This is a genomic window from Nocardia sp. NPDC004278 (assembly GCF_053602975.1).
Genome location: NZ_JBSGEQ010000039.1, coordinates 46,307 through 68,477, shown reverse-complemented (window position 1 = coordinate 68,477; position 22,171 = coordinate 46,307). Strand labels below are relative to the sequence as shown.

General features: G+C 66.3%; 24 protein-coding genes and 1 pseudogene. 15 read left to right on the top strand and 10 right to left on the bottom strand.

Annotated elements, in window-relative coordinates; translation table 11 throughout:
* Positions 1–314 precede the first annotated feature (314 nt).
* Positions 315–1,079, bottom strand: coding sequence for a precorrin-4 C(11)-methyltransferase (gene cobM, locus ACWEO2_RS37140; protein ID WP_452409644.1), 765 nt, complete (start codon positions 1,077–1,079; stop codon positions 315–317).
* A 133-nt stretch (positions 1,080–1,212) separates the two neighbouring features.
* On the opposite strand from cobM, the gene ACWEO2_RS37135 reads away from it, so the two are divergent.
* Positions 1,213–1,746, top strand: coding sequence for an NUDIX domain-containing protein (locus ACWEO2_RS37135; protein WP_452409643.1), 534 nt, complete (start codon positions 1,213–1,215; stop codon positions 1,744–1,746).
* Between the two features lie 41 nt (positions 1,747–1,787).
* On the opposite strand, the gene ACWEO2_RS37130 is transcribed toward ACWEO2_RS37135, so the two are convergent.
* Positions 1,788–2,267, bottom strand: coding sequence for a hypothetical protein (locus ACWEO2_RS37130; RefSeq protein ID WP_452409642.1), 480 nt, complete (start codon positions 2,265–2,267; stop codon positions 1,788–1,790).
* A gap of 11 nt (positions 2,268–2,278) precedes the next feature.
* On the bottom strand, positions 2,279–3,559 hold the full coding sequence (locus ACWEO2_RS37125; RefSeq protein ID WP_452409641.1) for a hypothetical protein: 1,281 nt from the start codon (positions 3,557–3,559) through the stop codon (positions 2,279–2,281).
* Between the two features lie 372 nt (positions 3,560–3,931).
* Here ACWEO2_RS37125 and ACWEO2_RS37120 point away from each other — a divergent pair, with 372 nt between their 5' ends.
* The 3 genes from ACWEO2_RS37120 to ACWEO2_RS37110 all read left to right on the top strand — a co-directional run bounded on the left by ACWEO2_RS37120 (position 3,932) and on the right by ACWEO2_RS37110 (position 4,892).
* Complete coding sequence (locus tag ACWEO2_RS37120; protein WP_452409640.1) at positions 3,932–4,276, top strand: hypothetical protein; 345 nt, start codon at positions 3,932–3,934, stop codon at positions 4,274–4,276.
* The gene (locus tag ACWEO2_RS37115) at positions 4,273–4,458 is read left to right on the top strand and encodes a hypothetical protein (RefSeq protein WP_452409639.1); all 186 of its coding nucleotides are present in this window, start codon (positions 4,273–4,275) and stop codon (positions 4,456–4,458) included. The genes ACWEO2_RS37120 and ACWEO2_RS37115 overlap by 4 nt, the downstream gene beginning before the upstream one ends.
* A gap of 251 nt (positions 4,459–4,709) precedes the next feature.
* Entirely contained in the window at positions 4,710–4,892 is a 183-nt protein-coding gene (locus tag ACWEO2_RS37110; RefSeq protein WP_452409638.1) for a hypothetical protein, read from the top strand.
* A gap of 92 nt (positions 4,893–4,984) precedes the next feature.
* On the opposite strand, the gene ACWEO2_RS37105 is transcribed toward ACWEO2_RS37110, so the two are convergent.
* From ACWEO2_RS37105 to ACWEO2_RS37095, 3 genes and pseudogenes are all read right to left on the bottom strand, one after another.
* A complete protein-coding gene (locus ACWEO2_RS37105) occupies positions 4,985–5,410 on the bottom strand; it encodes a PPOX class F420-dependent oxidoreductase (protein WP_452409637.1) in 426 nt (141 codons plus the stop codon).
* A 94-nt stretch (positions 5,411–5,504) separates the two neighbouring features.
* Complete coding sequence (locus ACWEO2_RS37100; protein ID WP_452409636.1) at positions 5,505–6,122, bottom strand: LuxR C-terminal-related transcriptional regulator; 618 nt, start codon at positions 6,120–6,122, stop codon at positions 5,505–5,507.
* Positions 6,123–6,442: 320 nt separating this feature from the next.
* Positions 6,443–7,591, bottom strand: a pseudogene (locus ACWEO2_RS37095) (sensor histidine kinase); the annotation flags it as partial.
* Positions 7,592–7,721: 130 nt separating this feature from the next.
* On the opposite strand from ACWEO2_RS37095, the gene ACWEO2_RS37090 reads away from it, so the two are divergent.
* From ACWEO2_RS37090 to ACWEO2_RS37075, 4 genes are all read left to right on the top strand, one after another.
* A complete protein-coding gene (locus tag ACWEO2_RS37090; RefSeq protein ID WP_452409635.1) occupies positions 7,722–8,789 on the top strand; it encodes an ABC transporter permease in 1,068 nt (355 codons plus the stop codon).
* 31 nt (positions 8,790–8,820) lie between these two features.
* Entirely contained in the window at positions 8,821–9,543 is a 723-nt protein-coding gene (locus ACWEO2_RS37085) for an ABC transporter ATP-binding protein (protein ID WP_452409646.1), read from the top strand.
* A gap of 185 nt (positions 9,544–9,728) precedes the next feature.
* A complete protein-coding gene (locus ACWEO2_RS37080) occupies positions 9,729–10,007 on the top strand; it encodes a hypothetical protein (RefSeq protein ID WP_452409634.1) in 279 nt (92 codons plus the stop codon).
* Between the two features lie 151 nt (positions 10,008–10,158).
* Entirely contained in the window at positions 10,159–10,401 is a 243-nt protein-coding gene (locus tag ACWEO2_RS37075; RefSeq protein ID WP_452409633.1) for a hypothetical protein, read from the top strand.
* Positions 10,402–10,478: 77 nt separating this feature from the next.
* Here ACWEO2_RS37075 and ACWEO2_RS37070 read toward each other — a convergent pair whose 3' ends face one another.
* The 3 genes from ACWEO2_RS37070 to ACWEO2_RS37060 form a co-directional block, all read right to left on the bottom strand.
* On the bottom strand, positions 10,479–11,096 hold the full coding sequence (locus tag ACWEO2_RS37070) for a hypothetical protein (protein ID WP_452409632.1): 618 nt from the start codon (positions 11,094–11,096) through the stop codon (positions 10,479–10,481).
* 11 nt (positions 11,097–11,107) lie between these two features.
* On the bottom strand, positions 11,108–11,845 hold the full coding sequence (locus ACWEO2_RS37065; protein ID WP_452409631.1) for a hypothetical protein: 738 nt from the start codon (positions 11,843–11,845) through the stop codon (positions 11,108–11,110).
* Positions 11,846–12,127: 282 nt separating this feature from the next.
* Entirely contained in the window at positions 12,128–13,042 is a 915-nt protein-coding gene (locus ACWEO2_RS37060) for a LysR family transcriptional regulator (protein WP_452409630.1), read from the bottom strand.
* 140 nt (positions 13,043–13,182) lie between these two features.
* On the opposite strand from ACWEO2_RS37060, the gene ACWEO2_RS37055 reads away from it, so the two are divergent.
* Positions 13,183–14,601 carry an MFS transporter gene (locus tag ACWEO2_RS37055; RefSeq protein WP_452409629.1) on the top strand — a complete coding sequence of 473 codons (1,419 nt, stop codon included), beginning with the start codon at positions 13,183–13,185 and terminating at the stop codon, positions 14,599–14,601.
* Positions 14,598–15,344, top strand: coding sequence for a 3-hydroxybutyrate dehydrogenase (locus ACWEO2_RS37050; protein ID WP_452409628.1), 747 nt, complete (start codon positions 14,598–14,600; stop codon positions 15,342–15,344). The genes ACWEO2_RS37055 and ACWEO2_RS37050 overlap by 4 nt, the downstream gene beginning before the upstream one ends.
* Before the next feature lie 26 nt (positions 15,345–15,370).
* On the opposite strand, the gene ACWEO2_RS37045 is transcribed toward ACWEO2_RS37050, so the two are convergent.
* On the bottom strand, positions 15,371–15,964 hold the full coding sequence (locus ACWEO2_RS37045; protein ID WP_452409627.1) for an SACE_7040 family transcriptional regulator: 594 nt from the start codon (positions 15,962–15,964) through the stop codon (positions 15,371–15,373).
* Between the two features lie 93 nt (positions 15,965–16,057).
* On the opposite strand from ACWEO2_RS37045, the gene ACWEO2_RS37040 reads away from it, so the two are divergent.
* The 5 genes from ACWEO2_RS37040 to ACWEO2_RS37020 are packed head-to-tail and all read left to right on the top strand — an operon-like array spanning position 16,058 to position 22,164.
* Positions 16,058–17,659, top strand: a complete 1,602-nt coding sequence (locus tag ACWEO2_RS37040; protein ID WP_452409626.1) for a carboxyl transferase domain-containing protein — start codon at positions 16,058–16,060, stop codon at positions 17,657–17,659.
* Positions 17,660–17,664: 5 nt separating this feature from the next.
* Entirely contained in the window at positions 17,665–19,707 is a 2,043-nt protein-coding gene (locus tag ACWEO2_RS37035; RefSeq protein ID WP_452409625.1) for an acetyl/propionyl/methylcrotonyl-CoA carboxylase subunit alpha, read from the top strand.
* On the top strand, positions 19,704–20,864 hold the full coding sequence (locus tag ACWEO2_RS37030; RefSeq protein WP_452409624.1) for an acyl-CoA dehydrogenase family protein: 1,161 nt from the start codon (positions 19,704–19,706) through the stop codon (positions 20,862–20,864). Before ACWEO2_RS37035 ends, ACWEO2_RS37030 begins: the two co-directional genes overlap by 4 nt.
* Positions 20,861–21,355, top strand: coding sequence for a MaoC family dehydratase (locus ACWEO2_RS37025; RefSeq protein ID WP_354960534.1), 495 nt, complete (start codon positions 20,861–20,863; stop codon positions 21,353–21,355). The genes ACWEO2_RS37030 and ACWEO2_RS37025 overlap by 4 nt, the downstream gene beginning before the upstream one ends.
* Positions 21,352–22,164 carry an HpcH/HpaI aldolase/citrate lyase family protein gene (locus ACWEO2_RS37020; RefSeq protein WP_452409623.1) on the top strand — a complete coding sequence of 271 codons (813 nt, stop codon included), beginning with the start codon at positions 21,352–21,354 and terminating at the stop codon, positions 22,162–22,164. Before ACWEO2_RS37025 ends, ACWEO2_RS37020 begins: the two co-directional genes overlap by 4 nt.
* The last annotated feature ends 7 nt before the right edge of the window (positions 22,165–22,171 follow it).

Genomic DNA, 22,171 nt, shown 5'->3' with positions numbered 1-22,171 from the left:
ACCACGCAAGCGCTCCCCGACGAACACCGGTACAGGACGCGCACCTATCCGAGCATGGCGTCTGCGTTCCCGCGTTCAGTTCTCATCAATCAAGCAAAAATGTTCATTGGCACTATCTGCCCGCCAGGCCGACCTTGTTACATGGGCGCGACCGTGCCCGCTGCCCACCGACCGGCTCCGCCGGGAAGTTCACTGCTGATCACCGAAACAATCTACCGTCGCCCCCGCCGCCCGACCAATCAGCTCCCATAGCCGGGAAACATCACCCCAGGCAGCGGCGTCATCGCAAGTTTGCCAGGTGACTGTCACCCATCTCACACTGCTTGCGAAGGTCGGCGCCGGTCGCGCGCCGGATCGTAGAGATGCGACTGCGTGCAGGATGGATTCGGTGCGAGCGCGCGGCCGACGAGGATGACGGCGGCTTGGCGCAGGCCCGCGGATTCGACCTGGTCGGCGATGTCGGTGAGAGTGCCGCGCAGGATCAGTTGGCCGGGTTGGCTGGCTCGATAGACTACCGCGACCGGGCAGTCGGGGCCGTAGTTCGGGATAAGTTCGGCCGCGAGCGTCCGGATTCGGGTGATGGCCAGGTGCAGGACGAGGGTGGCGCCGGTATCGGCGAAGTCGGTGAGGGCTTCGGACTCCGGCATCTTCGTCGAGCGCGCCTGGGTGCGGGTGAGAACCACTGATTGGACCAGTTCGGGAACGGTCAGCTCGGTGCCGAGCAGGGCGGCCGCCGCAGCGTAGGCGGGGACGCCGGGGGTGACGTCCCAGGGGATGTCATGTGCGTCGAGGCGGCGGGTTTGTTCGGTGAGGGCCGAGTAGATCGATGGATCGCCGGAGCACAGACGCGCGACATCCCTGCCGGATCGGTGGGCGCGCACCAGATGCTCGGTGATCTGATCGATGTCCAGGTGTTGGGTATCGATCAGTTCGGTCTCGGGGGCGCAGTGTGCGAGCATCTGGGGGTCCAGGTAGGTGCCCGCATAGAGGCAGACCGGGGAGTTGCGCAGAAGTTCGACGGCGCGGACGGTCAGCAGGTCCGCGGCGCCCGGCCCGGCCCCGATGAAGTGCACGGTCATGCGGGTGAGTCTAGGGCGAGGCCGTCACGTCGCGGCGGCTCCATCGCGGACCAACAACACGCCGCACGACTACGACGGACCAAGATGACCGGCAGCACGCCCGACAGACTCCCCTTAGCGCTACCGTCGACCTGTGAGCCGCACCCAGTGGACGATCCATGGCGAGACTGTCGTGGACGAGAATCGACACATCAAGCTCTCCACCGTCGACATCGAGCTGCCGGACGGGGTGAAGTTCACGCAGTACGTAGCGCGTATGCCTCGCTGCGCGATGACGTTGGTGCTTAACGACAAGCGCGAAGCGTTACTGATGTACCGCCACCGATTCATCATCGATCGTTGGGTGTGGGAACTGCCCGGTGGATACGTCGACCACGCTGAAGACGTCGCGGCAGCCGCAGCGCGGGAGGTCGAGGAAGAGACTGGTTGGCGGCCAAGGACCATGAAGCACATGGTCACCTATCAGCCCTCCATCGGAACCCTCGACCAGCCGCAAGAAATCTACCTTGCTCGGGGCGCCGAGCTAACCGAGACACCGCCTGATATCAACGAGGCGGAAGTTATCCGGTGGATTCCGTTGGAGGAAGCGGTCGAGATGATCGACCGCGGCGAAATCATCGGTGCCGCAACGGTGGTCGCACTCTATCGGGCTCTCACCCGAGGGTGACGGTTCGAGGTAACCGGCCGACGAAACCTACCGAGCGGCATTCACTCCCGCGCAGCGCCCTCCGGCCAGACGATTTCGACTGACACGCCGCGCTCACGGGCAAGCTCGACCACGGTGCCGGTACCGCCCGGCTGACTTGGATCACCATCCCACACCGCGACTAGACGGGTACACGATGACAGCATGGCTTCGTTCGCGGCTTCGTACGCCTCCCTGCCAGCGTCGTCGAAGTCCATCACCTGCACTTTCGACGCGCTGCTGAGCAGCTTGTCGAACAGCTCAGCATGGTCGGGCTTCACTTTGCGTTCGCGGTAGTTCCGCGATGGCAGCACTACCTCGAGCGCTCCGCCAACATCGAGCACCGCCCGCGCGAACACCGAATCGGCGCCGCGCGCAATGCAACTGACGCCAACCAGGTCGGAGACCGTGTCACCCCCGAGGATCTTGCTGATCGCCTCGTATACCAGCGGCACGGTGGCCGCGGTAATGTTCATGTGCCCGGTGACCCCGATACGCACCATGCAGACGACTCCTATGCGGTTGCCGCGACGAGGGGCCGCATGCGATCGCGCAGTTCGACCACCACACCGACGTTCACAAACTGTTCGGTGCGGTTGTACACCCTCGCGAGCTTCTTGGCCACGCGGTCAGACGCTGTCTGTTCGACCACCTGCAGCGCAGCGTGCCCAACACGACACGCTTCCTCAGGTTCGCCCTCGATCAGCCTGGCCTCAACCATTCCCAACTGATCCAGCGCTGCCGAGCGCCGCCGATCCGGCCGCCGCAACTGGATCGCGCGGTCGATGTACTCAGCGGCCTCACCCGCAAACGACTGGTCCTGACGCGCTATGTCGAGCAATCGGCCACCGATCGTGCCGGACAACTCGGCGGCGTCGAAGTAGTGGATCCAGTACGGGTCGACGCCGGGCTCGGAGCCCTCGAGGGCTTCAAAGGCTTTGTCGCAGGTTTTACGGAACGCCGTCGGCCGCCCCAGCTGGCCGTAGGCCCATGCTTCGCGGGTGTACAGCATGGCTTCAGCGGTCTGAGTGAGGTGACCCGCAGAATAGTCCTGGGCGAGTCGGATCAGTTCGAGCGCGTCCGATGACCGGGCCAGCGAAAGCAGTTGGCGTGCCATACCTGCGAGCGCGAGTGCGCAGAACGCTGGATCGTCGGCTTCGCGGGCGGCTCGGACTGCGAGTGCGTAGTAGCGCTGGGCGAGCGTCTGCTGACCGGAGTCCCACGACATCATGGCCGCCGTTTCCGCGAGCTGTGCCATCGTTCCAGCTAGCCGACGGCGGATCTCTGGAGGATGCGCTTCGCCGAGCAGTTCGTTCACTTCGTTCAGTTGGCCGACAACAGCTTTCCGGCGCAACCCACCACCATGCTGGTCGTCCCACGCACGAAAGACGCGGGCCGCGTTCTCCAACTGCTCAACCTCCTGCAGCCCCACCCCTGGCCTGGCGCGGCCCGGAATCGCAATTGCATCGCCGTGACGCAGCCACCGCTCGAGCGGTTCGAGTAGCGGTGCGCCCATCACTACTCCGAGTAGCGCTCGGCTGATCTGTCGACGATCCAAAATCAGATCCTCCCTGGTCAGGTCGTTGGCCACTACCGTCGCATCGGCAGTCCACATGCCCGGAATCCATTGGATGCCAACACTATCCGCCGGAAGATCATCGGTGGGTTTGCTGCCTATCGCAGTGGTGAATCGAGCGCGTTGCTCTGGCGTCGCTCGGCTGAGCATTGTCTCCATGATTTCGGCGCATTTGTCGCCCAATTCGATGGCGTCGCCCAGGTGTCGCCACTTCGTCACCGTACTCTTCGCGATGCCTGCGCGTGAGGCAAACCGAACTTGGGTAAGCCCCAATGCTTCCCGCAAAGCTGTGGCTTCGGCACCGGTCCATTTGACCTGCATACCCAACATTCGCCCCCTGCTGTGAGCACGTATACCGCAAGTAGACCAAAGTAGACCGCCAGTTAGACCAGCGTAGACCGTGGCGGGGTTCCGACCTGCTTAAACAGGCGCGATGGTTTTGTACAGCACCCGGCGCCGGGTCGATGCGGCCCAGGCTCCACCTCTCCCCGGAGGGAGCGCTCACCAATCTTGTGTCCTCGGATTGGTGAACCGAACATCACCGGCGCCGAGTGCGCTCCAACCGACCCGCGCACCGAGGGGTATCGCCCAATGCCCGCTTCAGCCATTGCCCTGATCGTCACCGTAGCCGCCATATGCCTACTCGCCGTGGTGGTCTGGACAGTCACACGTCTCCCCGACACCTACCCCGAAGGCGCGATAACCGCCGCCGACATCCTCGAACGTGTCGCCAGTGAAGGCACATTGCGCACGGACTCGTGGGAACTCGAACCATCTCACCGTGCACCGGCCGAGCCGTACACCCCGGAGCAGGCGCACGCCGAAATGCAGCGGCACCGCGAATGCAGCACCGCCCTGTGTCCGGCGAAGCATTCGGCGTTCTGGACGTTGGTCGACGTCGGGCAAGCCGTGCCCGACGCGAGGGCTGTCCGGTGAACCTCGGCTGGATCCAATACGACGATGGCACATGGGCGCCGGTCGACGAATACGGGATGCCCGGCCACCCGGTCACTCTCGACATCGCGGACCTCTTCGAGTCAGATGCTCCCGCCGCGCTAGCCGCCGCCGTGCTCTACCTCGACCCGCTCGACGTGTACGCCTTCGAGGATCAACGATGAGGGCACGAATGGCCCCTCGGCCGTCCGCTACGACATACCGGCCCGGCCGCCATGATGCCGGGATCCGGCGCTAGATTCCGGCCCCCGACGCCAGATATGAGGTGTCGGCCCCCTGCTATGCCGGGTCGTGGCGCGCCTCGGTGGAGATCTGGGGCAGTATCCAGGGACACCCGTTCACGTTCAGTGACAGGTCTGGATCGGTCGACGTTCCGGCCAGCAAGTGTGCATCCCGAGCATAGGAGGTCGAGCCCGTGAGTTCCGACATGACAGTGTCGCGGCAACTGCGCGATGAAATCCAGACCATCACCGAAAAGGTTGCGGCGCTGGTGGGTTCGGGTCATCCGGCGGTGTCTACGCTGATGCGGGCGGCCGACGAGCTGGCAGCGGCGGCGCTTGCCGACGAGCCGCCTGACTACGGCGACCGCAGTCGGTAGTCGAGTGGAGATCACGCCGCGCGTCACCTGAAACGCCGAATGCGCCCCTTCGCCGATGAAGGCAGTCCGGCCGCGCATCCTCTATGGCGGGCTCAGGCCGTCGCGTCGAAGTGGGCGATCACCTTGGTCGGACGCACCCGGACCACCAGTTCGCCGGGGACGCCGTTGCGCTTGCCGAATTCCTCGGCGCGGTCCGCGCCCATATAACGGCCGCCGATCTCGGTGGCGGTGCGCAGGAGTTCGTCGGGATCCTCGGACAGGGTTACCGTGCCCTGGACCTGAACCGAGGGGTACTGGCCAGCCTCCACATCGACGACGAGCGCGATGCGGTCGTCCCTGGCGAACGCCTTGCCCTTCGCCGAGACCTTGCCGGTATTGAACACCACCTCGTCACCCTCGAGAACGAACCAGACCGGCGTCACCACCGGGCGTCCGTCGGCGGCCACGATTGCGACCTTGGCGGTTCGGGTGCCGTGAGAGAGGAATTCGCGTACCGCGGGATCCGAGAGTGAGGCCATCCCCCAACCCTAGGGCCACCCCCCGCCGACGGCGTGCATATCGCCGCCCCGCTGGTGGCGCGCCCATCGAGGTACGGATCCGGGCATGGGTTGTTCAGATGGCGCCCTGTTCGCGGGCGCGGGCGACGGCGGAGGTGCGCGAGCGGACGCCGAGTTTGGCGTAGATGTGCACCAGGTGGGATTTGACGGTGGTTTCGCTCAGGAACAGTTCCTTGGCGATCTCGCGGTTGGAGCTGCCGTGGGCCACCAGCCGCAGCACCTCGATTTCACGCGGGCTCAGGGTGGTGTCGGCGCGGCGCACGCGGGTCATCAGCTTGGAGGCCACGGCGGGTGACAGCACGCTCTCGCCCGCAGCCGCCGACCGCACCGCCGCGAGCAATTCCACCGGCGGGGTGTCCTTGAGGATGTAGCCGCAGGCTCCGGCCTCGATGGCGCCGAGAATATCGGCGTCGGTGTCGTAGTTGGTGACGACCAGGACATTGGGCGGGTTCGGGAGCGCACGCAATTCGGTGGTCGCCTCCACACCCGAGCGGCCGGCACCGAAGCTGAGATCCATCAGCACCAGATCGACGGGTGTGGTTGCGCAAAAGCCCACGGCGGCCTCGGCGGTCGGTGCGTCGCCGACGACGGTGATGTCCGCATTGCTCTCCAGCAGCGCCCGCAGGCCCGCGCGCACGATGGCGTGGTCGTCGGCGAGCAGTAGGCGGATCATGCGTTCGGCCCCCCATTCGTCGAATCCCGCTCGCGCGAAACGGATTCTGGCGAAGCGGATTGTGCTGCGGGCCTATCGGATTCGCTTGGTACGGCCCCGGACTCCACTGCGCTCCATTTTCCCGCGGATAGGTCGGACTCGCGTATGGACCGGCCGGGATCTCGTGCGGACCCGCCGGACTCCGTTGTTGGCGGGGCGGATTCTCCTGCGGACCGATCAGGTTCTACCGCGGACCGATCAGGTTCTACTGAGGGTCGGCCGAGTTCTTCGGCTGGCAGGCCGGAGTCGGTTGCGACCGTGCCGGATTCCGCATTGGCGGGCTCGAGCGGAAAGGTGGCGGTGACCGCGGTGTGGCCGGGTTCCGACTCCACCGCCATGGTGCCGCCCTGCTGCTCCACGCGACTTCGCATGGCGGCCAAGCCGAAGGTGCCGGACGGCGCGCGATCCAGCACCGCAGGGTCGATGCCCATACCGTCGTCCACAACGTCGAGATACACCTCGGCGTCGGAGTAGGTCAGGGTCAGCCGCATCCGGCTCGCTCCCGCATGGCGCACCACATTCGAGACCGCCCCCTGCGCGATCCGAACCAGGGCCGCCTCGATCGGCATCGGCAGTCGCTCCGGCGTGCCCTCGACCACCATTTGGGTGATCAGTCCCGGCGCCTCGGCGCGCAGGCAGATGCGTTCCAGCGCCTGCGCCAGGCTCTGCCCCTCCAGTGCGGCCGGGGTCAATTCCGCTATGAGCCTCCGGGTTTCGGCCAGATTCTCCGCCGCGGTCTCGCGCGCCAGCCGAATCTGTTGCAGCGCGGGATGGTCCGGTGCGGACTGCTCGGCCGCATGCAGCAACAACTGAATGCTGCTCAGCCCTTGGGCCACGGTGTCGTGGATCTCCTGTGCCAGTCGTTCGCGCTCGGCCAGCTTGCCCGCCGTGCGCTCCTGTTCCGCGAGTGTCGCTCGGGTGCTGAGCAATTCATCGATCAGGTGCTGACGTTCGGCGGACTCCCGGAACAGTGCCGCATAGCCGAGCCCGATCCCGACCGCGACCGCCGCGCCGAGCATCGGCCCGATCGCCCCCGCCACCGACCAGCCGCGGTGCACCCCGAAACCGATGACCGCGACCGCGGTGGCCGCGGCGACGGCGAGAAAACTCCACGGGCGCGGCAGCAGGTGCAGATACAGGAAGAACATGCCGAATGCGAGATATCCGGCATCGGGCGCGAACACCACCAGGGCGAGCCACAGCACCGTCAGCGCCGCCAGCCAAGCGCGGATGCCCGCCGGGTGGCGGCCGACCAGCGCACCGGTGAAGTACACGGCCAGGAATGCCACGGTCAGCGCGACGACGGCGAGCGGATGTCCGGCGCCGGGCAGTAGCGCGCGCACCGCCACCAGCACCGCCAGCGTCGTGACCAGCACATGCAGCCCCAGCCGCAATGCGGTGAAGACAGGGGTGAACGGCGACGCATGCACGCTGCCAGCTTATGTGCGGCTACCTGGGCGGCATCCATCGAAAGGTGTAAAACACCGCCCAACCTTCGATCGGGGTGCATTCCTCCGCGTGCGCGATGGCGGACGCGGGAGATCGCGGCAGGGTGAAGGCATGTTCGTCGCACTCCGGGATCTGCGGGCCGCACGCGGCCGCTTTCTGCTCATCACCCTGGTCGTTACCCTGGTGGCGCTGCTGGTGAGCTTTCTCAGCGGTCTCACCGCCGGGCTCGCGCACCAGAACATCTCCGCCATCGAGGCGATCCACGCCGATGCCGTCGTCTTCGCCGACAGCGGCGCGGATCCCTCCTTCGAGGCCTCGGCGCTCACCCCGCAGCAGATCGAGACCTGGCGGGCGGCCGCTGGTTCGACCGGCACCGTCGACCCGATCGGCATCGGCCGGACGGAGGGTGCGGTATCGGGTCGAGGCGAGGCCAAGCCCGCGCAGGTAGCGTTGTTCGGCACCGCGGGAGCGGCATTCGGCAATCGCGTCGCAACCGATTCCGGCACGGTGGTGCTCAGCACCGGCGCGGCCAAGGCGCTCGACGCCATCGCCGGTGACACCGTCACGCTCGGTGCGTCGACATTCCAGGTCGCCGCGGTGCAGGGCGACGACTGGTACAGCCATACCCCCGTCGTCTGGATGACACCCGCCGACTGGCAGTCGGTGAGCCCGCGTGGTGGCGCGGCCACGGTGCTCGCGGTGTCCGGGATCCCGAATACGGCCGCTGTCAACGCATCCGCGCATACCACCTCGACCAGCGTCTCCGGCTCGCTGTCGGCATTGGGTTCGTATAAGGCCGAAAACGGTTCGCTGACCTTGATGACGGTGCTGCTGTTCGCCATTTCGGCGCTGGTGATCGGCGCATTCTTCACCGTGTGGACGGTGCAGCGGATGCCCGATATCGCGACCTTGAAGGCACTGGGCGCGACCTCCGGCGCACTGGTCCGCGATGCCATCGCACAGGCGGCGATCGTGCTCACCGCCGGTGTCGCCGTCGGCCTCGGCATCACCGTCACCGCGGCCACCTTCATCGGCGACGCGCTGCCCTTCGTCCTCAGCCTGTCGACCACCCTGCTGCCCGCGGCGGCCCTGATCGTCCTCGGCCTGCTCGGCGCGGCCTTCGCCCTGCGCTTCCTGTTCACCACCGACCCGCTCACCGCGCTCGGCGCGGCCCGCTGACCTCTCGGAGACCCGCATGACCACCGCGACCATGACGAAAACCGCTCTCACCGTTAGCGAAACAACCCTCACCTATCCCGATGGCGCGGGCCGACTCACCGCACTGAACCAGGTGGACCTGCACGTTCCCGGCGGCACCATCGCGGCCATCACCGGCCCCTCCGGCTCCGGCAAATCCAGCCTGCTCGCCGTAGTCTCCACCCTGATCCGTCCCGACTCCGGCCATATCACCCTCGAAACACCTTCGGGGACAGTCGATCTCGCCGCGCTCAGCCGCCGCGAAGCCGCCGCCCTGCGCCGCTCGTCCATCGGCATCGTCTTCCAACAGCCGAACCTCATCCCAGCCCTCACCGCCGTCGAACAACTGGAGGCCATGTCACACCTCGGCCAACGCCTGTTCACCTCGCCGGCCCAGCGCCGCGAAACCCGCACCAAGGCAATGGAATTACTCGATTCGGTCGGCCTGGCCGACCAGCACGCCAAGCGCCCCGCCCAACTCTCCGGCGGCCAACGCCAACGCGTCAATATCGCCCGCGCCCTGATGAACGATCCGGCCCTGCTGGTCATCGACGAACCAACCAGCGCCCTCGACACCGAACGCGGCGCCGCCGTAATCGACCTGATCCTCACCGTAGCCCGCACCCACGCCGCCGCCACCCTCCTGGTCACCCACGACCGCACCCACCTCCACCGCATGGACGCCGTCTACCGCATGGTCGACGGCACCCTGTCCCCCGAACCCCCCACATCCTGAAACCTGCTCTCCTGAACGGTTTTTCCTGTCGAACCCGGAGCTGGCCGTGCTGTCGGCGATCGCACACCGCAATCATCGGGACCGTGAAGCGATTCTGACCAATCGACGACGCCGCCGGCCGAATGTACATTGACCTGGTAATGGCTGTTCTGCCCAAAGCCGCACGGCACTTCTTGGAGGGCATTATGACGACCAAAACGTCCAAGTACCGGAGCGACTTCGCCCGGGGCTACTACGACGATGGTGAAGCCCACGGTGAGGCCAAGGGCAAGGCCGAGGGTAAAGCCGAGGGTAAAGCCGAGGGTAAAGCCGAGGCGCTACTCAAAATCCTCTTCGCGCGCGGATCGACAATTCCGGAAGAGGCCAGAGTTCGTGTCACCAACTGCACAGACCTTGATCAGTTGGACCGCTGGATCGACCTGGCCCTCGCCGGAGCCGCAGTCGACGACCTCCTCGAGCGTTAGCTGGATACTCCGGTCACAAGCGCGTGCGCCGACGACAACAAATTCGACACATGGTTCAACCGCACCTGGAATGCTGCTGTCGCCGACGACCTCATTACCAAATAGCTCTGACGATTGCCCTGACCGGCGTCGGCGTTCTCTTGGAGGCCTGATGGAGCAGGATGAGTGTCCGTACCGAAGCGAGTTCGCTCGACGTCACTACTTCCGCGGCTATACCGAGGGCTTAGCCAGGGGTACATCCAATGCACTGCAGAGCCTTCTGCGCCTGCGAGGCTTCACAATTACCGAGGTCGCGGCTACTCGCATGGACATGTGCACCGACCTGAGCCAACTCGATACCTGGCTCGATCGTGCGGTGACCGCAGACGCCATCGACGACGTATTCGCCGATTAACAGATACCCGAGACATATCAGCGGCCCAGCACGCGATTGCGCTGGGCCGCTGATATTTTCGTGCGGATCGCAGCCGGTCAGGGCTGGCCGGTGAAGTAGGCGACGCCTGCGTCGATCAGGGACTGACCGCCTACGGCCAGGAAGCCGATACTTGCGCCGATGGCGACGGTGGCCATGGGGATGGGGAAGAGGATGATGCCGCCGAGGGGGAGGCCGATGATCAGGCCGATACCCGCGCCGATCAGGGCGCCGAATGATGCGCGCTGCACTTCCTGGTTCCAGCGCTCCTGGGAGGTGGTCGGCTGGGGGTCCACCGCGGGGTCATCGATCGGGCGCAGGGTCAGTGCCTTGCCGTCGTGATCAATGGTGGGTTGCAGTGCGATATCGCGGCCCTTGGCCGGGAAGACCAGCGGCACCGTGGTGACCACCTGACCGGCCTTGTCGGCAATGGCGATCCCGTCCGGGGTGGCGGTGAATGCGCCCGAATCCAGCGTCGTCGTCACGGCTTTGGCGTCCGCGGCGAACTGCATCGTGTATCCGATGCCGTGATCGGTGCCGAGGACCGGCACCGACGGGTCGAGGACCTGCTGCGACGCGGCGGGCTCCGGTACCGGCTGCGCGGTGGCCGTGCCGGCGGCCGAACCCGTTGCGGCGAGGGCGAGCAGCGCCGTCGCGACGATCTTCTTCGATTTCATCCCGGACCTTCTCATCGCAGACCACCCTGTCCCGCACCCACCAGGGCACCGGTCATACCACCCATCAAGGCCCAGGACACACAGCCGATCGGCGAAAGGATCGGCGCGGCGACGATCGTGATGGCACCCATCGCGGCACCGACACCACATCCGATCGCCGCACCCTGCGCCGCACCCGCGATGGCGGCCGAGGCAACGCTGTCGGCGCGGCTCGGCGCGACACCGACCGAGCGCGCGAACCGGGAGATCTCGGCCTCCGGACCCGCGCCGATCGAATTCACCTGCGCGACCTGTTCGGCCGACAGGAAATCCGGTGCGGGCATGGACAGATCGCCGAACCGCACCACCGCGGGCTCCGGCACGATCACCGCAACCTGTGGTGACGGCGCTGGCGCGTGCAGGCTGCCCATCTCCAGCGGCGCGACCGGCCGCGGCGAGGGCACCTGCCGAACCGGCAGGTAGTCGGTCTCCGGTGCGACGCCGCGGCGGTCATCCTGCGGCGCGACATACGCCATCGGCGGCGGCGCCTCCGTCGTCACCCCCGGCTGCTTCTTCGGCGCATCCGGCGCCGGTGCCGGAGTGGTCACACCCGGTTGCGGCGCGATGAATTCGATCTGTCCCGCATTCGCGACACCGGCATACGCGACCGCGACGCTCATCGGCACAACGCCGACCATCATGCGCGCGGAATTGCGTCCGATATCGGGTTTACGGTGTCTACCTGGTTGTTTGCGATGGCGACCGGACAACTGTCCCCCACCTTTCCTATTTATGCCGCGCCGATCACAGCCGACGCATGCACCCGCCCCGGCCGGACCGCACGAACCCCAACCCTTCACGACCTCGCCCGAACCCGTTGGCAGGCACGGGTTATGCAAGAAGTCGCACCGAGTACATCGAGGCTTTCCGCGAGGTGTCAACCCGACCGCTACCGTTGCGGCGCGCATCACATTTCGATAATGCGAGCTATCAATGACCGCTAGCACACGCCGAGTTGTCAAGCCCGACAGCGCATTCCATTGCCGATACCATCACTGCGACAAGCCGAGCAGCATATCCCGCTGCTCCCGAACCCGAATCTGAATCGCGTCCACCACCGCCGCCACCTCCGGCCTACGCAGCGTCTCGGTGCGGATGACGAGCCAATAGGTGAGCCGAACCGAGACCTCCTTGCTGAGCACCCGGACCAGATCGTCATGGCGGTCGGCCATGAAGCAGGGCAGCAGACCCAGGCCCGCGGCCGCACGAGTCGCCTCGACATGTACGAAAACATTTGTGGACGTGACGGATTCGCGCATGGCGGTGGGCGCGAAACTGTTGGCCAGATCCAGATCGTCCACCTGGAGCATCGAATCGATGAAGTAGACCAGGGAGTGGCGCGCGAGATCGCCGATGGCCGTTGGAGTTCCGTGTTCACGCAGATAGTCGCGGGAGCCGTAGAGCCCGAGGCAGTAGTCGGCCAGCCGAATCGCCTTGGCGCGGTGCACCTGTGGTTCACCTACCACCACTTCGATATCGAGACCCGAACGCTGCTGGGAGGCACGACGGGTCGCGGCGACGATCTCGACGGCGATCTTCGGATGTCGCCGCTGCACCTCGGCGGCGGCCGGCGCGGCCAGATAGGCACTGAATCCGTCGGTCGCCGAAATCCGGACCACCCCCTCCAGCACCCGAGTGCCGTCGGCATCGGTGGCCAGCGATCTGACCGCCGATTCCACCGCCTCGGCCGCGGCGAGCGCCTCGCGCCCGAGATCGGTGAGCTCCCACCCGCCGGTCACCCGGGTGAGCACGCGACCGCCGAGCGTGCGCTCCAGTGCGGCGATGCGGCGGGAGATGGTGGTGTGGTTGAGGCCGAGTTCCTCGGCGGCGGTGACGAAGCGCCCGGAGCGCCCAACGGCGAGCAGAACCAGCAGATCGTCCGCGCTGGGATAGGCAGCCGGAGTCATTTCTGCATTCTTGCAGACGCGCACTGCACAACTGGTTATTGCGGCCGCAGATATGTGCACGAATACTCGTCCTGACCACGCAATGTGGGGGCCGTCACATTCGCAACATGATGTGGCCCCGGTCATGAAGGAGATGTTCGATGAGCGTGCGCAGTGCAGTACGGCCGACCGGTGATCCCGGCGGTGTACCGGCCGGTCTGAGGCGGGTGGTGGCCGCCTCGATGGCGGGCACCGTGGTCGAGTGGTACGAGTTCTTCCTCTACGGCACGGCTGCGACGCTAGTCTTCAGCAAGGTGTTCTTCGCCAAGGGCACCGCCGATCTCGACGCCATCCTCGCGGCATTCATCACCTACGCCGTTGGCTTCGCCGCGCGCCCGCTCGGCGGCATCGTCTTCGGGCATTTCGGCGATAAGCACGGCCGCAAGAAATTGCTGCAATTCAGTCTCGTGCTGGTCGGATCCGCGACCTTCCTGATGGGCTGTCTGCCGACCTTCACCCAGATCGGCTACTGGGCACCGGCACTGCTGGTCGTGCTCCGGTTCATCCAGGGCTTCGCGGTCGGCGGCGAATGGGGTGGTGCGGTGCTGCTGGTGGCCGAACACAGTCCGAGCCGCAGCCGCGGCTTCTGGGCGAGTTGGCCGCAGGCGGGTGTGCCGCTCGGCAATATGCTGGCGACGGTCGCACTGCTGGTGCTGACCTCGACGCTATCGGATGCGGCGTTCCTGAGCTGGGGCTGGCGCGTCGCGTTCTGGCTGTCCGCGGTGGTCGTACTGGTCGGCTACTACATCCGCACCAAGGTCACCGACGCACCCATTTTCGTTGCGGCACAGCAGGAAGTCGCACAGATCAAGGCGAATTCGCTGAGCGTGGTCGAGGTACTGCGGCGCTACCCGCGCGGTGTCCTCACCGCCATGGGGCTGCGGTTCGGCGAGAACATCCTCTACTACCTGGTGGTCACCTTCACCATCACCTATCTCAAGGTGCAGGTGCACGTCGACACCAAGGTCATCCTGTGGTGGCTGCTCGCCGCGCACGCCGTGCATTTCGTGATGGTTCCGCTGGCGGGCAGTCTGTCCGACCGCTTCGGCCGGCGGCCGATCTATCTGATCGGCGCGCTCACCGCGGGCACCTGGGGCTTCTTCGCCTTCCCGATGATGGACAGCGGCCACAACGCGATCATCATGGCCGCGATCATTATCGGCCTGGTATTCCATGCCTTCATGTACGCGGGACAGCCCGCGATCATGGCCGAGATGTTCCCCACCCGCATGCGGTATTCCGGTGTTTCCCTCGGCTATCAGGTCACCTCGATCGTCGCCGGATCGCTCGCACCGATCATCGCCGTGCGCCTGCTCAACACCTACAAGTCCGCGGTACCCATTGCCATATATCTGGCGGCGGCCGCCGCCGTCACCGCCATTGCGGTCCTGTTCGCCCGTGAGACGAAAGGTATCGCGCTGGAGGGTATCGACAACGCGGATGCGGAAAGCCTGGCAAACCAACCATCCCCGGCAGCGCAGGTCGCGCCGGCCGATACCCTGAGAGCGGAGCTCACATGAGGGAACTGACCGGACGTTCCGCACTGATCACCGGCGGCGCGAGCGGCATCGGCGCCGCCTGCGCCAGGGAACTCGCGGCACGCGGGGCCACCGTCACCGTCGCCGATATCGATGACATCGGCGCGAAGGCATTGGCCAGCGAGATCAATGGAAAGGTCTGGGCGGTAGACCTTCTCGATGTCGCCGCACTGGAAGAGCTCACCTTGGATGTGGACATCCTGGTGAACAACGCCGGTGTGCAGAGCATCAACCCGATCGAGGACTTCCCGCCGGAGCGGTTCCGGAATCTGATGACCCTCATGGTCGAAGCGCCGTTCCTGCTCATCCGCGCGGCCCTGCCGCGGATGTACCAGCGCGGCTTCGGCCGGATCATCAATCTGTCCTCGGTGCACGGGTTGCGGGCGTCGGAGTACAAGGTCGCATATGTGACCGCCAAGCACGCACTGGAGGGCCTGTCCAAGGTGACCGCGCTCGAGGGCGGCCGGCACGGCGTCACCAGCAATTGCGTCAATCCCGGCTATGTGCGAACACCATTGGTGGACAAGCAGATCGCCGATCAGGCCAAGGCGCACGGCATCGACGAGCAGCAGGTGCTCGAGCAGGTGCTGCTCACCGAGAGTGCGATCAAACGCCTGGTGGAGCCGGAGGAGGTCGCGTCGCTGGTCGGCTGGCTCGCCTCCGCCGATGCGGGCATGGTCACCGGTGCGTCCTACACCATGGATGGTGGGTGGACCGCACGGTGATTCCGGCGGGCCCGGGCCGGACCGGCCTATCCGAAGGCCGACAGCGCCATGCGACGCAGGACCGGCCGGGCCCGGGTGGCGGTGGCATCGGTGGCGCTGTGCGGGGTGGAGTTCATCAACCCGAAGCCCGCGTGCGCCTGCACCCGCGCGGTCTCCTCCGGCAGTTCCGGATGCACCTCCCGCAGCACCGCCACCCAGATCTCGACGTACTGACGCTGGGTGCGACGCAGTTCGCGCCGGGGACCGGACGGAACATTGTCCAGGTCGCGGTCCTGGATCCGAATGAGTTCGGGCTCGCCGAGCGCGAAGTCCAGATGGAAGTCGACCAGCCCGGCCAGCGCCTCCTGCGCCGATTCGGTCCGTGCCACCACCGACTTCCCACCGTCGAGCAGCCGCTGGCTGACCCCGACCAGCAGTTCGACCAGCAGCGCCTCCTTATTCGGGAAGTGCCGGTAGACCGCGGGCCCGCTGATCCCGACGGCCGCGCCGAGGTCGTCCAGGCGCATGCCGAGGAAGCCGCGGTCGGCGATGAGCCGGGCGCCCGCATCCAGCAGTTGCCCCCTTCGCTGCAGTTTCAGTTGTTCCCTGCGGGTGAGCGCGACGGCGTCGGTGCTGGTCACACGCGCTCCTTTCTGCACACCTGGACATCTCGGTTAATCAACATTAACCTGAATTCCAGTTATCGGCGACTAACTGGATGGCAGGACGGCGGGATGACGGTGACCGAACAGGTCGGAGTCGACAATCGCACGGCGCATGTGGCGCTGCTGGCAGATCTGCGTGCCCGGCTGACCACGACGGCGCTCGGCGGGCCAGCGAAGGCGCGCGAGCGGCATGTGGCCCGCGGCAAGCTGCTGCCCCGGCAGCGGGTGGATCAGCTACTCGATCCGGGCAGCCCGTTTCTCGAACTCTCGCCGCTGGCCGCGACCGGGATGTACGACGACGAATGCCCCGGCGCGGGGATCATTACCGGCATCGGCCGGATCTCCGGGCGCGAATGCGTGATCGTGGCCAATGACGCCACGGTCAAGGGCGGCACCTACTACCCGATGACGGTGAAGAAACATCTGCGCGCCCAGGAAGTCGCGCTGCAGAACCAGCTGCCCTGCGTCTATCTGGTCGACTCCGGTGGCGCGTTCCTGCCGCGCCAGGACGAGGTCTTCCCGGACCGGGAGCATTTCGGCCGCATCTTCTACAACCAGGCGACCATGAGCGCCAAGGGCATACCGCAGATCGCGGCGGTTCTCGGCTCGTGCACCGCCGGTGGTGCGTATGTACCGGCGATGAGCGATGAGGCGGTCATCGTGCGCAATCAGGGCACGATCTTCCTCGGCGGACCGCCGCTGGTAAAGGCGGCGACCGGCGAGGTGGTCACCGCCGAGGAACTCGGCGGCGGCGAATTGCATTCGCGCACATCGGGCGTGACCGACCACCTGGCCGAGGACGACCAGGACGCGCTGCGCATCGTGCGCCGCATTGTGGCCACCCTCGGCCCCCGTTCGGCCAGCCCGTGGGAGGTGACGCCGACCGTCGCGACCGCGAAGCCGGAATCGGAGCTGTACGACGTGGTCCCGGTCGATCTGCGCACGCCATATGACGTCCGCGAGGTCATCGATCGGCTGGTCGACGGCGGCGCCAATGGCGACGGCGGATTCCACGAATTCAAGGCCGAATACGGCAAGACCCTGGTCACCGGATTCGCCCGCATCCACGGACACCCGGTCGGCATCGTCGCCAATAACGGCGTGCTGTTCAGCGAATCTGCCATGAAGGGCGCACATTTCATCGAGCTGTGCGATAAGCGCAAGATTCCGCTGCTGTTCCTGCAGAACATCACCGGTTTCATGGTCGGACGTGACTATGAGGCGGGCGGTATCGCCAAGCACGGCGCCAAGATGGTCACCGCGGTGGCGTGTGCGCGGGTGCCGAAGCTCACCGTGGTGATCGGCGGATCATATGGCGCGGGCAACTATTCGATGTGTGGACGCGCGTATTCGCCGCGCTTCCTGTGGATGTGGCCCAATGCGCGCATCTCGGTCATGGGTGGCGAACAGGCCGCCTCGGTGCTGTCGACGGTGCGCGGGGATCAGCTCGACAGCTCCGGACAGCCGTGGTCGGCCGCGGACGAGGAGGCATTCAAGGCGCCGATTCGGGAACAGTACGAATATCAGGGCAATCCGTACTACTCGACCGCGCGGCTCTGGGATGACGGCGTCATCGACCCCGCCGACACCAGAACCGTGCTCGGACTTGCCCTTTCGGTGTGCGCACAGGCGCCGCTCGAACCCGTTTCCTACGGCGTCTTCCGGATGTGATCGCGATGATGAACAAATCCCATCCCATTGAATTCGACACCGTGCTGGTCGCCAATCGCGGCGAGATCGCGGTGCGGGTCATCCGCACCCTGCGCACCATGGGTATTCGCTCGGTCGCGGTCTACAGCGATGCGGACGCACAGGCCAGGCATGTGCGCGAGGCCGATACCGCGGTGCGCCTCGGCCCGGCCCCGGCCAGGGAGAGCTATCTCGATATCGAGAAGGTGGTCGCCGCGGCGGTGCGCACCGGTGCGCAGGCCGTGCATCCGGGCTACGGCTTCCTCTCCGAGAATGCCGCCTTCGCCGCCGCGCTCGCCGAGGCCGGCATCGTTTTCCTGGGACCGCCCGCGAAGGCGATCGAGGTCATGGGCGACAAGATCGCGGCGAAGAATACCGTCGCTGCCTTCGATGTGCCTGTTGTCCCCGGTATCGCCCGACCGGGACTCACCGACGCCGAATTGATCGACGCCGCAACCGATATCGGCTATCCGGTGTTGGTCAAGCCGTCGGCCGGTGGTGGCGGCAAGGGCATGCGCCTGGTCGAGGAGCCCGCGGCGCTACCGGCCGCGCTGGCCAGTGCCCGGCGCGAGGCGGCAGCGGCATTCGGCGACGACACCCTGTTCCTGGAGCGATTCGTCACCCGCCCGCGGCATATCGAGGTGCAGATCCTCGCCGACCAGTTCGGCCACGTGATCCACCTCGGCGAACGTGAATGCAGTCTGCAGCGGCGGCATCAGAAGGTCATCGAGGAAGCGCCCTCGCCGCTGCTGGACGCCGCGACGCGGGCGCGCATCGGCGCCGCCGCGTGCAATACCGCACGCAGTGTGAATTACGTCGGTGCGGGCACGGTCGAATTCATCGTCTCCGCCGATCGGCCGGACGAGTTCTTCTTCATGGAGATGAATACCCGCCTGCAGGTGGAACATCCGGTCACCGAGCTGGTCACCGGAATCGACCTGGTGGAGTGCCAGGTGCGGATCGCGGCCGGACAGAAGCTCGCGTTCAACCAGGACGAGTTGCGGCTGGTCGGGCACGCGATCGAGGCCCGGGTCTATGCCGAGGATCCCGGACGCGGCTTCCTGCCGACCGGCGGCACGGTCCTGGACCTGTCCGAGCCCGCAGGCGCTGGCGTGCGAGTGGATTCGGGATTGCGCATCGGTACCGTGGTCGGCAGCGATTACGATCCGATGCTCTCGAAGGTCATCGCGCACGCGGCCGACCGCGACGCCGCACTCGCGAAACTCGATCGGGCCCTCGGCGATACCTTGTTACTCGGCGTCACCAGCAATATCGAGTTCCTGCGATTCCTGCTGGCGGATCCGGATGTGGCCGCGGGCCGGCTCGATACCGGACTACTGGATCGCCGCGTCGGCGACTTCCAGCCCGCCGCGGTCGGAGACGACGAATTCATCGCCGCCGCCGCCTATCACTGGCTGCGGCGCTGGCCAGCGGCCCCGAGCGAGCCGTGGGATATTCCGTCCGGTTGGCGCATCGGCACGGCCGCGCCGACCACCATCAGGCTGGCCAGCGGTGACCGCACCGAACACGTCTATCTGACCGGCTCCCCCGATGCCGCCGAAGTACACCTCAACAGCAGCGAATCCGCCTCGCTCAGTGCCGAATTCACCGGAGCAGCTTCCGGGGTGCTGGTCCTGACGCTGGGCGGCCTGCGCCGGGACTACCGCGTCGCCGAATACGACGGACAGCTCTGGGTCGCCGGACCATCCGGTATCTCGGTGCTGCGCGAAGTGGCCGAGGTGAATGTCCGCGGCGGTGCCGAACACGTCGGTGACGCCGAGATCCGCAGTCCCATGCCTGGTTCGGTAATCGCGGTGCCGGTCGACAATGGCGCCACCGTGGCCGCGGGCGCGCCGGTCGTCGTGGTCGAGGCCATGAAGATGGAGCACACCCTCACCGCACCGGTCGCGGGCACCGTCGAAGTCCTGGTCGAACCGGGCACCCAGGTCCGCCTCGATCAGCCGCTGGTGCGCATTGCCGCGGCTGCCACCGAACCCGAAACCGCCGAGCGAGAAGGAACTTCCGCATGACCGAGTTTTTGTCCACCGGCACCCTGCCCGAGGAGTACCGCGACCTCGCACTGACGGTGCGTGATTTCGCCAGGTCGGTGGTCGCCCCGGTCGCCGCCGAACACGATGCGAACCACACCTTCCCGTATGAGGTCGTCGCCGGTATGGCCGATATGGGCCTGTTCGGTCTGCCGTTCCCCGAGGAGTACGGGGGCATGGGCGGCGACTACTTCGCACTGTGCCTGGCGCTGGAAGAACTCGGCAAGGTGGATCAGAGCGTCGCGATCACCCTGGAGGCCGGTGTCTCGCTCGGCGCCATGCCCATCTACCGCTTCGGCAACGATAAGCAGAAGCAGGAATGGCTGCCGCAGCTGACCAGCGGGCGCAACCTCGCCGCGTTCGGGCTCACCGAACCCGGTGCGGGCAGCGATGCGGGTGGCACCAGGACCACCGCGGTCGCCGATAGCGGCGAATGGATCATCAATGGCAGCAAGCAGTTCATCACCAACTCCGGCACCGATATCACCACACTGGTGACGGTGACCGCGGTGACCGGCCAGTCGGGCGGCAAGAAGGAGATCTCCACCATCCTCGTCCCCACCGACACCCCCGGCTTCGTGGCCGAACCCGCCTACAACAAGGTCGGCTGGAACGCCTCGGACACCCATCCGCTGAGCTTCACCGACGTCCGGGTGCCCGAAGAGAATCTGCTCGGCGAGCGCGGTCGCGGTTATGCCAACTTCCTGCGCATTCTCGACGAGGGCCGGATCGCCATCGCGGCGCTCTCGGTGGGCGCGGCCCAGGGCTGCGTCGACGAAAGCGTGCGCTACGCCAAGGAACGCGAGGCCTTCGGCCAGGCCATCGGCCGCAACCAGGCCATCGCCTTCAAGATCGCCAGGATGGAGGCGCGCGCCCACGCGGCCCGCACCGCCTACTATGACGCCGCCGCACTCATGTTGGCGGGTAAGCCGTTCAAGAAGGAGGCCTCGATCGCCAAGCTGGTGGCGAGTGAGGCCGCGATGGACAATGCCCGCGATGCCACCCAGATCTTCGGTGGCTACGGCTTCATGAACGAATACGCTGTGGCCAGGCACTATCGCGACAGCAAGATCCTCGAAATCGGCGAGGGCACAACGGAGGTGCAGTTGATGCTGATCGGGCGGGAGTTGGGCCTGTGAGCGACGCCGACGCCACGCGCCGGGTAGTACAGCGCGGTCTGTGGTTCGACGAGTTCGAGATCGGCGTCGTGTACGAGCACCGGCCGGGCCGGACCATTACCGAGGCCGATAACGTCCTGTTCACCACGCTGACCATGAACACCCAGGCGCTGCACCTGGATGCGGCGTTCAGCGAGCAGCTGGCACCGTTCCACCAGCGGCTGGTGAATTCGATGTTCACGCTGTCCACCCTGATCGGCCTCTCGGTCGCGCAGCTGACCCAGGGCACGATCGTGGCCAACCTCGGCTTCTCCGAAATCGCCTTCCCGAAGCCGCTGTTCCACGGCGACACCATGTACGCCGAGACCGTGGTCACCGATAAGCGCGAATCGAAGAGCCGTCCCGGCGAGGGCATCGTCACCTTCGCCCATACCGCGCGCAATCAACACGGCGATATCGTGGCCACCGCGATACGCAAAACGCTGGTGCGCAAGGAATCGAGGCCAGCATGAGTTGGCAGCCACCGGGACCGGCCTGGCTGTTCTGCCCGGCCGACCGCCCCGAACGCTATGCGAAGGCCGCCGCGGCGGCCGATGTGGTGATCATCGATCTCGAAGACGGTGTCGCCGCCGGGGACAAGGCGGGCGCGCGCAAGGCACTCATCGATACCCCACTGGCTCCGGAAACCACCGTCGTCCGGATCAATGCCGTCGGCACCGACGAGCACGCGTTGGATCTCGCGGCGCTGGCCCGCACCGAATACCGGCGGATCATGCTGCCGAAGGCCGAATCCGCCGAACAACTCGGCTCGCTCACCGACTACGAGGTGATCGCGCTGATCGAATCGCCGCTCGGCGCCGTCGCGGTCGAGCGCACGGTGCTGGCGCCCAATGCGATCGGGGTGATGTGGGGTGCGGAGGATCTGGTTGCCGGACTCGGCGGCAACTCCAGCAGACATGCCGACGGCGGCTATCGCGATGTGGCACGGCATGTTCGGTCGAGCACACTGCTCGCGGCCAAGGCATACGGGAAGTTCGCGCTCGACTCGGTGTATCTGAACATTCGCGATCTCGACGGACTGCGCGCCGAGGCACTGGACGCGGTCGCCGTCGGCTTCGACGCGAAGGTGGCGATCCATCCGAGCCAGGTGCCGGTCATCCGGGCCGCCTACGCGCCGTCGGCGGATGAAATCGACTGGGCCCGAAGGGTACTCGACGAGGTGCCGAAGCATCGCGGCGTCTTCGCCTTCGAGGGCCGCATGGTCGATGCCCCGGTGCTGCGGCATGCCGAGCAGATCGTGCGACGCGCGAACCACACCTGATTTCCGA